At 74.0% G+C, this 12,437-nt stretch carries 11 protein-coding genes and 1 pseudogene; 5 read left to right on the top strand and 7 right to left on the bottom strand.

Annotated features, from left to right (window positions below):
• The first annotated feature begins 130 nt into the window (after nucleotides 1-130).
• A complete protein-coding gene (locus tag ABZ873_RS28080; RefSeq protein ID WP_360877472.1) occupies nucleotides 131-1,222 on the top strand; it encodes a PP2C family protein-serine/threonine phosphatase in 1,092 nt (363 codons plus the stop codon).
• 822 nt (nucleotides 1,223-2,044) lie between these two features.
• Here ABZ873_RS28080 and ABZ873_RS28085 read toward each other — a convergent pair.
• Together ABZ873_RS28085 and ABZ873_RS28090 are read right to left on the bottom strand one after the other, a co-directional pair.
• Complete coding sequence (locus tag ABZ873_RS28085; protein ID WP_360877475.1) at nucleotides 2,045-2,923, bottom strand: hypothetical protein; 879 nt, start codon at nucleotides 2,921-2,923, stop codon at nucleotides 2,045-2,047.
• A gap of 548 nt (nucleotides 2,924-3,471) precedes the next feature.
• Nucleotides 3,472-3,771, bottom strand: coding sequence for a hypothetical protein (locus ABZ873_RS28090; RefSeq protein ID WP_360877478.1), 300 nt, complete (start codon nucleotides 3,769-3,771; stop codon nucleotides 3,472-3,474).
• A gap of 618 nt (nucleotides 3,772-4,389) precedes the next feature.
• Between ABZ873_RS28090 and ABZ873_RS28095 the strand changes: the two genes are divergently transcribed.
• The gene (locus ABZ873_RS28095; protein ID WP_360877500.1) at nucleotides 4,390-5,532 is read left to right on the top strand and encodes a glycoside hydrolase family 64 protein; all 1,143 of its coding nucleotides are present in this window, start codon (nucleotides 4,390-4,392) and stop codon (nucleotides 5,530-5,532) included.
• Nucleotides 5,533-5,641: 109 nt separating this feature from the next.
• Here the strand turns inward: ABZ873_RS28095 and ABZ873_RS28100 are convergent, their stop codons facing one another.
• The 3 genes from ABZ873_RS28100 to ABZ873_RS28110 all read right to left on the bottom strand — a co-directional run bounded on the left by ABZ873_RS28100 (nucleotide 5,642) and on the right by ABZ873_RS28110 (nucleotide 7,836).
• Entirely contained in the window at nucleotides 5,642-6,091 is a 450-nt protein-coding gene (locus ABZ873_RS28100) for a hypothetical protein (RefSeq protein WP_360877481.1), read from the bottom strand.
• 180 nt (nucleotides 6,092-6,271) lie between these two features.
• On the bottom strand, nucleotides 6,272-7,417 hold the full coding sequence (locus ABZ873_RS28105) for a DUF6596 domain-containing protein (RefSeq protein WP_360877484.1): 1,146 nt from the start codon (nucleotides 7,415-7,417) through the stop codon (nucleotides 6,272-6,274).
• 11 nt (nucleotides 7,418-7,428) lie between these two features.
• A complete protein-coding gene (locus ABZ873_RS28110) occupies nucleotides 7,429-7,836 on the bottom strand; it encodes a YciI family protein (RefSeq protein WP_360877487.1) in 408 nt (135 codons plus the stop codon).
• 275 nt (nucleotides 7,837-8,111) lie between these two features.
• On the opposite strand from ABZ873_RS28110, the gene ABZ873_RS28115 reads away from it, so the two are divergent.
• Nucleotides 8,112-8,981, top strand: a complete 870-nt coding sequence (locus tag ABZ873_RS28115) for an arylamine N-acetyltransferase (protein WP_360877489.1) — start codon at nucleotides 8,112-8,114, stop codon at nucleotides 8,979-8,981.
• Nucleotides 8,982-9,019: 38 nt separating this feature from the next.
• On the opposite strand, the gene ABZ873_RS28120 is transcribed toward ABZ873_RS28115, so the two are convergent.
• A complete protein-coding gene (locus tag ABZ873_RS28120) occupies nucleotides 9,020-10,087 on the bottom strand; it encodes a polysaccharide deacetylase family protein (RefSeq protein ID WP_360877492.1) in 1,068 nt (355 codons plus the stop codon).
• Between the two features lie 321 nt (nucleotides 10,088-10,408).
• Here ABZ873_RS28120 and ABZ873_RS28125 point away from each other — a divergent pair, with 321 nt between their 5' ends.
• Together ABZ873_RS28125 and ABZ873_RS28130 are read left to right on the top strand one after the other, a co-directional pair.
• A complete protein-coding gene (locus ABZ873_RS28125) occupies nucleotides 10,409-11,038 on the top strand; it encodes an RNA polymerase sigma factor (protein WP_360877495.1) in 630 nt (209 codons plus the stop codon).
• A complete protein-coding gene (locus ABZ873_RS28130; RefSeq protein ID WP_360877498.1) occupies nucleotides 11,035-12,174 on the top strand; it encodes a CU044_5270 family protein in 1,140 nt (379 codons plus the stop codon). Before ABZ873_RS28125 ends, ABZ873_RS28130 begins: the two co-directional genes overlap by 4 nt.
• A gap of 84 nt (nucleotides 12,175-12,258) precedes the next feature.
• On the opposite strand, the pseudogene ABZ873_RS28135 reads toward ABZ873_RS28130, so the two are convergent.
• Nucleotides 12,259-12,437: pseudogene (locus ABZ873_RS28135) on the bottom strand (lytic transglycosylase domain-containing protein); the annotation flags it as partial.

Below are 12,437 nucleotides of genomic sequence, written 5' to 3' on the forward strand. Positions count from 1 at the left end.
CTCGTTCACGCGTTCGGTTCCCGGTCTTCCGCCGTCCGGTGCCGGAGTCGGGAGGGTTCGACCCCCGGGTAGGCGGGCGGGGCGGGCCGTCGGGGCGCTATGCCCTCTTTGCGCGGATATTCTGGGGAGTGTGATCGACTCTGGACGGCCGCGGCTGCGTCGGCGCTACGGGCCGGGGAGGCTCGTGCGGCTGTCGCCGGTCATCCTGACCGTCGTGATCGCCAGCCTGGCCTACGCCACCCCGCCGGAGATGGCCTTCAGCCGTCTGCTGCCCGCCGCGCCCGCGCTGGCCGCCGCGATGTGGCCGGTCCTGCCCACCGTGCTGCTCGGGACGGTGTGCCTGTTCCTGATGATCGGCCTCGGCATGGTCTTCCCCGACCTGGGGACGTGGTGGACGGCCGCGGGGATCATCGCGGTCACCGTCGCCGCCGCGTACGGGAGCCACGTACGGCTCCAGCGCGAGCGCACCCTCTTCCAGGTGCGGCTGGTCGCCGACGCGGCGCAGCAGGTGGTGCTGAGCCCGATGCCGCGCCGGTTCGGGAAGATCGAGATCGAGTCGCTGTACCTGGCGGCCGCGGCGGAGGCCCGGATCGGCGGGGACTTCTACGAGGTGGTCGACACGCCGTACGGGGTGCGGCTGCTCATCGGTGACGTACGGGGCAAGGGGCTGCCCGCGGTGGGGGCGGCCGCGGCGATCGTCAACGCCTTCCGGGAGGCGGCGTACGGCGAGGCCGACATGGTGGATGTCGCGCGCCGGCTGGATGCCAGCAGTACGCGCTACAACGCGGCCTTTCCGCCCGAGGGGCCGATGGAGCGGTTCGCGACCGCCCTGCTCGTGGAGATCCCGCACGACGGGCGGCGTATCGGCATCCTGAACTGCGGGCATCCCCCTCCCCTGCTGCTGAACCGCAGGGAGCTGCGGGTGCTGGAGCCGGAGACACCCTCGCCGCTGCTCAGCCTGGCGGGGCTGATCGGTGATCACTACCACGTCGACACCTTCGGCGTCTCCCCCGGTGACCTGCTGCTGCTCTACACCGACGGGATCGCGGAGGCGCGCGCCGGGGACGGCGAGTTCTTCCCCCTGGCGGCCTGGATGCGCCGCCAGCCCTCGACGCCGCCGCGGGAACTGCTGGCGGCCCTGCACCACGACCTGCTGCGCTACAGCAGGGGCCGGCTGGACGACGACATCGCGGCGCTGGCGGTACGACTGCGGGAGACGTGAGGCGGGAGGTGTGGCGGGGGGCGCGGAGTGCGCTTTGGCGTACGGGGACCGGGGCGGCCGGGGTCGGCGGGGCGCGGGGTAGCGGGGGCCGGGTTGCCGGGACCAGGCCCGTCAGGGCCGCGGGCGTCAGGGGCCGGGAGTGCCGGAGGGCGTGGGTGCCAGGAGCCGGCAGCGCCGGGCCGGGGTGTCGTAACCAGGGCCTCCAAGGGCCGGGGGTGCCGGGTGCGGGGGTGTCAGGGGCTCGGATTGCTGGGTGCGAGGGTGCCGGGGAGTCAGGCCCGGGAGTGCCGGGTGCGGAGGCGTCGGGGCCTGAGGTGTCAGGAGCCGGGGGCGTCAGGGGCTGGATGCGGGGGCGCCGGGTGCAGGGCTGGAGTGCCAGAGGCCAGGGGTGCTGGGAGTTCTGGGGCCGGGAGGGCTGGGGCCGGGAGGGCTGGGGAGTCAGGCCCGGGGGTGACGGGTAAGGGGCGCCGCGGCCTGAGGCGTCAGAAGCCGGGGCACCAAAGCCGGGAGTGCCGGGTGCCGGAGGTGCCAGGGGCCGGGTGCGGGGGGTGCCGGGGGTGAGGGGGCCGGGGATGCCGGGGGGGGTGCCGGGTGCGGGGGTGACGCGGCCTGAGGTGCCAGGCGCCGGGGGCGTCAGGGCCAGGTACGGGGGTGCCGGGGTCAGGGGCCTCAAGAGCCGGGGTGCCAGGGGCCGGGAGTGCCGGGCGCGGGGGGGGGGCGGGGCGGGGGTGCCGAGTGCGGGGGCCGAGGGGGCCAGGAGCCGGGGACCAGGGTGACAGGGGCCCGGGGTGACAGGGAGCCCGGTGACAGAGGTCCGGGGTGTCAGGGGTGCGGGGTGATCTTGCGGAGTTTGTAGAGCCTTCCCGAGTTCGGGGGGCCTACGGGCAGCTGGATGGTGGGCTCGCGGGGGGTGCCGCCGATGCTCCAGGGGGGCCAGGAGCATCCCGGGACGTGGATGCGGACCTCCTGGGTACGGGGGCCGCGGCCGGGCTCGTAGGACCAGGTGCCCGAGCCGGAGCAGCGGCGGGACGGGCCGCTGGGGTGGTCGTAGGGGGCGTGCTCGCCGACGCCGGAGGCGGTGACCGTGCCGTCCGCGGCGAAGGTCATCCTTCCGCTGGTGTGGTCGGTCCAGGTGCCGGGCAGGGCGGCCGGGGCGATCACCGGGGGCTCGTAGGCGGGCAGCAGGCCGGTGGCCAGGCCGAGCGCGCCGAGCAGGCCGGTGCCCGCCACCAGCGCCGTGCCCCACAGGGCCACGCGGCCGGTCAGGCCGGGGCGGCGGGGTCGGGCGATCAGGGCGCCGGCGGCGAGGGCGGCGGTGGCCACGGCCCAGAAGACGAGTACGGGGCGGGTCGCGACGTCGTTGTACGCGGCGAAGGCCCACACCGGCGGTGCCACCAGGGCCGCCACGGCGGGCGGCACCCACCACCACGCCTCGCGGCCGCCGCCGATCCGGCGGCCGAGGAGGTCGGCCAGCGCGACGGCGGGCAGGACGAAGAGCAGGGTCAGCAGGACCGCAGCGACGGCGACGATCATGCCGAGGGAGAGCAGGCCCGCCGCGAGGGTGGTGGGGTCGGTGGCGGTGTCCGGGGGCGGCTGGGTCCGTACGTAGAGGAGTACCACCACAGCGGTGAGGGCGACCTCCAGGCAGCCGACCATCGTGGAGACCACCAGCATCCGGCCGTACGACCGTCTCTGACGCATCCTCAGACCACCTCGGGGCAGGGCGGATCGAACCGGACGCCCGCCCAGGGGCAGCGGCATGGGCCCATTCTGCCAGCCACCCTGAACGCGTTCAATTCAGTTGCGGGCTGCCCTGTCCGCGGGGGCGGGCCCGCCGTGCGGCTGGGGCCTGTCCGGCGGATCGGGGTCGGGCAGGCCGCGGCGTCCGGTGCGGTGCATCGCACGGCGCCGGAGCGTCCTGACAGCGGAGCCATCCGGGCGTTTCAGCAACGCGGCGAGGGGCCGCGCCGGGCGCACCGCGGCCCCGGCCCCGATCCGCCGTACAGGCCCTAACTCCGCTTCCACACCGTGCAGTTACGGCGCCTCTCCGGAGCGGAAGGACAGGGGGTCGGGGGCGGCGGGGCCGTGGCGGGGCCCTCCCAGCGGGGCGGCTTCGCCGGGGCGGCCGACTGCTGGAGGTAAAGCGTCACCCCGCCGCCGACCAGGACCAGCACCACCCAGGCACCCCACACCCACCGCCGCACCACAGCCCACTCCCCCGCCCCCGAAACGTCCGTACGCCCCGGCTCCTATTCTCGGTGACGGCCCGGCGGGTCCGGGCGGTGGGCGGGGTGGCCGTTGTCCAGCAGGTCGCCGTAGCCCAGGGCCAGGACGGGGAAGCCGAGTTCGTCGAGGATCCTGCGGGACCTCGCGGCATCGGGCGCCGGCCGGCCGGTGGCCTTGGCGAGGATCTCGCGTACGTAGTACAGGCCCGTGCCGACGAGCACGTACCAGGCGCGGTGCTGGTCGAACTCCTCGCTGTGGGCGGGGCGGAGCTGCGCGGCGGCCTGCTGAACCAGGGCGCGAGTGAGGGGCGGGGTGCCGGTCATGACGGGGCTTCCGGTGGCGGGTGCGGGCCGGAGTCGGCGGGCGGATAGTGGTGCAGCATCGCGTGGAGTTCGGCCAGGGTGAGGGGGTCGGGTCGGGGATGGGGTGGCCGGTTTCTGTGGGCCAGGTGGGGCGGGAGCGGGCTACGAAGGCGGGGAAGTCCTCGCGGAGGTAGCGGGGGTCGCAGGGTTTCAGGCGGATCTGGGGGCGGGCCGTCGGCCGGACAGACCTCGAAGGCGATGATGGTGCCCTCCGCCGGCCAGGCCGCGCCGTCCTCCGGGAGCAGCGGGACGTCGACGAAGCCTGCGACGGCGAGGCCGACGTCCACGAAGATTCCGGTCGCGCCGGGGCAGGGGGCGCGCACCACCCTGCCCTGGAGGACCTGCCCGTAGCGCAGGCCCCGTCCCACCCACCGGAACGGGCGCGGACGGGTATCCGGAACGGACCCGTCGCGTCAAGGGCATTGACAGAAGATGAACACAAATAGACGCTGGGAGCGCTCTCAGGCTTCACTACCTCTATCCCTTCCTCGCCGCCTCCCCTCGGCGAATCCCCCCACGCAAGAAGGAGGAAGAGTGTTCCGCCTGTCGAAAGTGCTCGCATTCGGGGTCTCGGCGACCGTGGTCGCCGCCGGCCTCATGTTCTTCGGGCCGTCACCGTCCGCGGACGCCGTGCCGGCGACCATCCCGCTCACCGTCAAGAACACCTCGGGGCGCAGCGAGCCGGTCTACATCTACAACCTGGGCACCCTGCTGACGACCGGTCAGCAGGGCTGGGCCGACGCGAACGGCAGCTTCCACCCCTGGCCGGCGGGCGGCAGTACGCCGACGCCGGCGCCGGACGCGTCGATAGCCGGGCCCGCCAACGGGCAGACCAAGACGATCCGGATGCCGAAGTTCTCCGGGCGCGTCTACTTCTCCGTCGGCCAGAAGCTCGTCTTCAAGGTCGCCACCGGCGGCCTGGTGCAGCCGGCCGTGCAGAACCCCTCCGACCCCAACCGCAACATCCTGTTCAACTGGTCGGAGTACACGCTCAACGACGCCGGGCTGTGGATCAACAGCACCCAGGTCGACATGTTCTCCGCGCCCTACGCGGTGGGCGTCAAGGGTCCGTCCGGCGCGGTGCGGACCACCGGCCGGCTCAAGCCGGGCGGCTACAACGCCGTGTTCGGCGGGCTGCGTTCGGCCGGCTGGGGCGGGCTGATCCAGAGCCGTCCCGACGGCACGCCGCTGCGGGCGCTCGCGCCCGGCCACGGCATCGAGGCGGGCGGGCTGCCGGCTAGCACCATGAACGACTACATCGACCGGGTGTGGCGGAAGTACAGCTCCTCCACGCTGACCGTGACGCCGTTCGCGCACGAGCCGAACACCAAGTACTACGGCCGGGTCTCGGGCAACGTCATGAACTTCACCAACAGCTCGGGGGCGGTGGTCACCAGCTTCCGCAAGCCCGACTCCGACAGCGTCTTCGGCTGCTACAAGCTCCTGGACGCGCCCAACGACAACGTCCGCGGCCCGATCTCGCGCACCCTGTGCGCGGGCTTCAACCGCTCGACGCTGCTGACGAACCCCAGCCAGCCCGACGCGAACGGCTCGGGTTTCTACCGTGACGCCGTCACCAACCACTACTCCCGTGTGATCCACGGGCAGATGGCCGACGGCAAGGCGTACGGCTTCGCCTTCGACGACGTCGGCGCGCACGAGTCGCTGGTGCACGACGGCGATCCGCGGGAGGCGTTCATGACGCTGGAGCCGTTCAGCTAGGCCGCCGGTCCCCTCCGGGCGCGGCCTTCGGCCCCCGTCGCGCCCGGGTGGGCGTGGCGGGGGCCGCTGGGTTCACCTGTTGTACGGATCCGGGCCGGGTCAGACCGGGTCAGACGGCGGGCTTCTCCGGGGCCGGAGCCGGGGCCGGGGCCGGCTTCTCGGGCGCGGGCGCGGGGGCGGGCGCGGGCTTCTCCGGAGCCGGGGCGGGAGCCGGGGCCGGCTTCTCCGGCGCGGGGGCCGGCTTCTCCGGGGCGGGCTTCTCGGGCTTGTGCTCGCAGTAGACCTTGCCCTGGTAGAACTTGCAGCCCGGCATGTTCTTGATGTCGCGGACCTTGTTCTTGCTGTTGTGCTTCTTCTTGTTCTTGTTGTGCTTGTTGCCCTTGTTCTTATGGTCGTTCTTGTGGTGGCTGTCGTGGCCGGTTTTCACCTGCGCGGCGTGTCCGGCCGGCGCGGTGGTCGTGGCCGCGAAGGCGCTGGTCGGCAGCAGGACGCCTCCTCCGACGATGGCGGTCGAGACGGCGATCATCGCGAAACGCTGCTTGCGGGTGGTGCGGGCCATGGGAATCACTCCAAGCGAAGTAAGAAGAACAAGGGGAACAAGGGGAAACAAGAGGGTCGATCATCAGGTGGACTTGGGGTTTTTGTCTGTTTTGTCCGCCTGGTTAAAAGATTGGCCGCCGTACTTCACGACGGTGTCCGCCGACTGTCACAGGCGCGTGACAGGGCGCGTCGTCGCAGGTCAGCGGCTTTTGCGTGTGTTGAGGCGGGCGGCCTGGCGGGTCAGGTGGTCGCGTTCGGCCAGGTTGGACGCCTTCGCCGCGGCCTCCGCGTACAGGCGGGCCGCGGTCTCCGGCTCCCCGGCGCGCTCGTGGAGGTACGCGGCCACCGCGGTGTGGCGGGGCAGCGCGGGGTCCAGCGCGGCCAGGGCCGCCAGCCCGGCGCGCGGTCCGTCGGCCTCTCCGACGGCCACCGCCCGGTTGAGGCGTACGACGGGGCTGCCGGTCAGGCGGGCGAGCTCGTCGTACCACTCGACGATCTGCACCCAGTCGGTCTCCGCGGCGGTGGGCGCGTCGGCGTGCAGGGCCGCGACGGCCGCCTGGGCCTGGTACTCCCCCAGCCGGTCGCGGGCCAGGGCCGCCTGCAGGATCCCGGTGCCCTCGGTGATCGCCTCCCGGTCCCAGCGCGCCCGGTCCTGCGCGGCGAGCGGTACGAGGCTGCCGTCGGCCGCGGTACGGGCGCCACGCCGGGCGTGGTGGAGCAGCATCAGGGCGAGCAGCCCGGACACCTCGGGGTGGTCGACGGCGGCGGCGAGCTGCCGGGTGAGGCGGATGGCCTCGGCGGCGAGGTCGACGTCACCGGAGTAGCCCTCGTTGAAGACCAGGTAGAGCACGCGCAGCACGGTGGCGACATCGCCGGGGGTGTCCAGGCGTACGCCGGAGACGGTGCGTTTGGCGCGGCTGATGCGCTGGGCCATGGTCGCCTCGGGCACCAGGTAGGCGCGGGCGATCTGGCGGGTGGTGAGCCCGCCGACGGCGCGCAGGGTGAGCGCGACGGCGGCGGAGGAGGTCAGGGAGGGGTGCGCGCACAGGAAGTACAGCTGGAGGGTGTCGTCGGCGGCGGGGGCGGGGCCGGGCGCGGGCTCAAAGCCGGCGGCGTCCTCACGGCGGCGGCGGGCGGTGTCGGAGCGGGTGGCGTCGAGGAAGCGACGCCAGGCGACGGTGACCAGCCAGCCCCTGGGGTCCCGGGGCGGGGCGGCGGGCCAGGTGCGGAAGGCTTCGAGGAGGGCTTCCTGTACGGCGTCCTCGGCCGCCGCGAAGTCCGCTCCGCGGCGGACGAGGACCCCGAGCACGCCCGGGGTGAGGCTGCGCAGCAGGGTCTCGTCCATGCCGGGGGCCGTTATTCGGTGACGGTGGGCGGGGTGGAGAGGAAGGGGCGCAGCTCCAGCCATTCATGGAGGGGGCGGCCGCCGGCGCCGGGGGCGGCGGAGAGTTCCCCGGCGAGTTCGAGGGCGCGGTCGTAGGTGTCGACGTCGATGATCATCCAGCCGGCGATGAGGTCCTTGGTCTCGGCGAAGGGACCGTCGGTGACCGGCGGGCGGCCCTCGCCGTCGTAGCGGACGAAGGTGCCCTCGGGTGAGAGGGCCTGGCCGTCGACGTACTCGCCGGTCTTCTCCAGCCGGTCGGCGAAGTCCTGCATGTAGCGGACGTGGTCGGAGATCTCCTGGGGGGTCCACCGGTCCATGGGGACGTCGTTGACCGCGGCCGGGGCGCCTCGGTAGTGCTTGAGAAGCAGGTACTTGGCCATGGGGTTCTCCTCGGTGGGGTGCGGCCCATTGTGGCCGCGTTCACCCCGGGGACGGAGCCGGCCGGCGGTTCTCGACACCGGCCGGGCCGGGTTTCCCGGTTTCTTTCGTCCCGGTGGAGGAGGGCGGGGGCCGGCCGGGGATAGACCTAGGTCCTCGGACCGGCGCAGGACCGGTCCGGGGGCCGAGGCGGCGGGCGGCTGCGGTTGTCTAGCGTCGGGGCGGAGCGGCCGGAAGCGGGCCGCGGACCCTTGGCGGGGAAGGACCGGGAGTGGTGATGGTGCGGGAACGGGCCGGTGAGTGGCAGGCCGGTGAGTGGCAGGGCGGTCTGCTGGACCTGGACGGCTATCTGGAGGCCGTCGGGTTCACCGGGGAGCGGGCGCCCTCCCTGGCGGTGCTCCGGGCGCTGCACCGGGCGCATGTCACCGCCCTGCGGTTCGAGAACTTCGACTCCGTGCTCGGGGTGGCGGTGGCCCTGGACGTGCCGTCGGTGCAGGACAAGCTGGTGCGCCGGGGCCGGGGCGGCTACTGCTACGAGCACGTGGTGCTCTTCGCCGCCGCGCTGGAGCGGCTGGGCTTCGCCTTCACCGCCCTGACCGGGCGGGTGACGCTCGGCTCGCAGAAGGTCACGCCCGCCACGCACGCGCTGCTGCTGGTGGAGACGGCCGGGGACGGCCGCCGGTGGCTGTGCGACGTGGGCTTCGGGGCGGGGCCGCTGGAGCCGGTGGAGCTGGCCGACGGGGCCCGCTCGGAGGCCGGGGGCTGGCGGCTGCGGATGGAGCGGCGCCCGGGCGCCTTCGGCATCGACCACTGGTGGCTGCACCAGCACGGGCCCGGCGGGTGGACCGACCGGCACACCTTCACCCTGACCCCGCAGTACCCGGTGGACTACGTCGGCGGCAGCCACTACGTCGGCACGCACCCGCGCTCGCCGTTCACCCGCAGGCCGATCGCCCAGCGCTTCGACGCGGGCCGGCACCTGATGCTCGACGGGCTGCTGCTGACGACGACGCTCCCCGACGGCACCCGCACCGAGGAGAGCGTCCCGCCCGGTGAGCTGGGGCGGCTGCTGCGGGAGGGGTTCGGCATCGCCGTCGACGAGGAGACGGCGGCCCGGCTCGCGGCGGCCGTCCCGGCGGCGGCCTGAGCCGGGCCCGGGACCGGGGGCGCGGGGTGGGGCGCGGGTCAGTCGGTGTCGCGGGCGGGGAAGGTGAAGGCGTAGCCCTGGGCGGCGTACCACGGCAGGACCTTCTCCAGCGCGGCCACCGTCTCGGAGCGGTCGCCGCCCCCGTCGTGGAAGAGGACGGTGGGGCGGACCAGCGGGTGCTGCACGGTGTCCACGATCGAGGGGACGCCCGGCAGGCTCCAGTCCTTGGGGTCCACGGTCCAGCCCAGCGGCCGCATCCCGTGCTCGGCGGCTATCCGCCGGCTGTCGGGGGTGAACGCGCCGCCCGGCGCCCGGTAGTAGTCCACGCGGGCCCCGGGAGCCGCCTTCTCGATCATCTCCTTGCCGCCCACGATCTCCCGCTCCTGGTAGGCGACCGGCTTGTGGTCCATCGTCGTGTCGTGGCCGACCGAGTGGTCGCACAGCCGGTGGCCGCGGGCCACGACCTCGCGGACCAGCGCGGGGTGCTCCTGGGCGTGGGTGCCGATCATGCAGAAGGTGGCCTTCACGCCGTGGCGGTCCAGGACGTCGAGGACCTTGGGCGTCCAGACGGGGTCGGGGCCGTCGTCGATGGTGATGGCGACCGAGCGCTGGGCGCCGGTGGCGGTACGGGTGATCGTCATCGGCGGCGTACCGGGACGGCCGGGCCGCGCCTTCGCGGACTGCCCGGCGGGAGCGGCTGCGGCCGCGGCGGCCTTGCCCGCGGCGGCCTTGCCCGCGGTGGCCTTGCCCGCGGCGGCCTTGCCCGCGGCGGCCTTGCCCGCGGCGGCCTCGGCCGAGGCGGCCTTGCCCGCGGTGGCCGTCCTGCCCACCCCTGTCTTGCCCGCCGCCGCCTTGCCCGCGCCGGTCTTCGTGCCCGCGCCGGTCTTCGTACCGGCCCTGCCCGCGCCCGTCCTGCCCGCGCCGGCCTTCGTGCCCGCCTCGGCCTTCGTACCCGCCTTGCCCGCCTCGGTCTTCGTGCCCGCCGGGCCCGTGGTGTCCGTGGCGGCGTACGAAGGGGTGCTGAGGAGGACGCCGGGCAGGAGGACCGCCGCCGCCAGGGCGGTGCGGGCCGCCCGGCGCCGGGCGCGGGTGCTGGTGATCGCCATGAATGCCGCTCTCGTGTCGCAGTGAGGTCCCCCGGCCGACAAGCGTACGTAACGGACCAAGCGTAATTCACCGGCCTTTTGCCTCTTTTCGGGCCCTGTCCGGCCCGGCGGAGCCCCCGCACACGGCCCCTGCCAGCGCCTTCCGCCGCCCACCGGGGGCGGGATGTGCGGTTTGCCACATCCCGCCCGTTTCTGTCGGGCCGCCCGCCGCCGGGGGCCGGTCCGCGTCGAGAAGAATGGGGCGCACCGCGGCCCCCGGAGTGACGCGGGTCACGGGAACCCGGGCGGGGTGGCGGACAGCCCACAGGAGTGACGACAGAAATGCGAACCCGGGTGCGGTCCGGGGATCCGGACGCCTACGCGGAGCTGTTCGACAGCTACGCCCGCACCTTGTACAACCACGCCTTCCGGATGACCGGGGACTGGACCGTCGCGGAGGACGTCATGTCGGCGGCCTTCCTCGAAGCGTGGCGGCTGCGCGGCACGGTGGAGGCCGAGGGCGGCTCGCTGCGGCCCTGGCTGCTGGGCATCACCACCAACCTGGCGCGCAACCACAGCCGCAGCAACCGGCGTTACCGGGCGGCTGCGGCCGCCGCTGCCGCCGCCGCGAGCGCGGCGGCGGTGCCCGACCACGCCGAGGAGGTGGCGGGCCGGCTGGACGACCGGCGGCAGATCGCCGCCACGCTGGCCCAGTTGGGCGCGCTGCGCGGCCCGGAGCGGGAGGTGATCCTGCTGTGCCTGCACGAGCGCCTGGAGTACGCCGAGGCTGCCCGGGTGCTCGGCATCCCGGTGGGCACGGTCCGCTCGCGGCTGTCGCGGGCCCGTACGAAGCTGCGCAAGCTCGCCGAGGCGGAACTGAGGAAGAACAGGCGGGAACTCGCGGCGCGGTCCCGACAGACATATGACGACCGCGCGAAGCCGGTCCGGTCCGCACAGGAAGGAATCCAGTGAACGCCGACCTTTCCCGTCCCCGTCCGGCAGACCGGGAGGAGAACCCGCTCCTGCCGCTCGCCTCACGGGAACTGCCCGCGGGCCGCCACCAGTTCCACAAGGAGCGCCTGATGGCCCAGATCCACGAAGACCTCCGCGCCGCCGACTCCGCCCCCGCCGCCCCGGCCCCGGCCCCGGCCCGGGCTGCGGCCCGTAGCGGGGGGACGCGCCGCAACCCGTTCCTGCGCCGGGGGGTCCTGGTGCCGCTCGCCGCGTTCGCGCTGGCCGGGGCGCTCGCCGCGGGCTTCCTCGTCCAGATCGACCGGGGCGGGGCGGACGGGCCGGGCTCGGCCATCGCCACGGGCCCGGCGCTGACCACCGTGATCGGCGCGGCGCACGCCCAGGGCACCCCGCAGCTGCTGGACCGCATCTCCCTGGCGGCCGCCTCGGTCCCGGCCTCCGCCACGGCGGTGCGCGCCGACCAGTTCGTCTACATCGGGAGCAGGACGGCCACCACGTACGTGAAGACCGTCGGCGAGAAGCGGACGCTGGTCAGCGAGGAGCTGCACATGCGCCACCAGTGGAACTCCCCCGACGGGCTGAAGGGCTGGCTGATCGAGCCCGGCAACACCGGCCCGCAGGGCATGACCCTGGAGGGCAAGGACGAGAAGGGCAACACCCCGGCGCCGCATCTGAACGCCCCGAGCCACACCTACCTCACCACCCTGCCCACGGATCCCGGCGTACTGCTGGAGAAGATCTACGAGGAGACCCGCGGCAAGGGCCGCACCCCCGACCAGGAGGCGTTCACCACCATCGGTGACCTGCTGCGCGCGACCCTGCCGCCGGCCGAGCTGACGGCGGCGCTGTACAAGGCCGCGGCGAGGATCCCCGGTGTGGTGACGGTCGAGGACGCGGTCGACGCCGCGGGCCGCCACGGGATCGCCGTCGCCCGCCTGGACGAGACCTCCGGGCAGCGCGAGGAGTGGATCTTCGACCGGCAGACGCTGGCGTTCCTCGGGGAGCGGACCGTGCAGGTGCAGGGCGAGGCCGGTGACGGGGGCCTGATCAAGCCCGGCACGGTGACGACCACCATCGCCGTCATGACGCGCACGGTCGTCGACCGGATGAAGGAGATCCCGCCCTCGGCCGGCTGACCCCCGGCAACGGGGCCGGGTACACGAAGACGCCCGCCCGGGTGTCCCGGGCGGGCGTCTTCACGTATGTGCTGCTGCGGCGGCTTAGTACCAGTGGTGGGACTTCCAGAAGTTCCACGCGCCCACGGGGCTGCCGTAGCGGTCGTTCATGTAGTCCAGGCCCCACTTGATCTGGGTGGCCGGGTTGGTCTTCCAGTCGGCGCCCGCGGAGGCCATCTTCGAGGCGGGCAGGGCCTGGACCAGGCCGTACGCGCCGGAGGAGG

Source organism: Streptomyces sp. NPDC047014 (assembly GCF_040644195.1).
In the GTDB taxonomy this organism is placed as follows: domain Bacteria; phylum Actinomycetota; class Actinomycetes; order Streptomycetales; family Streptomycetaceae; genus Streptomyces.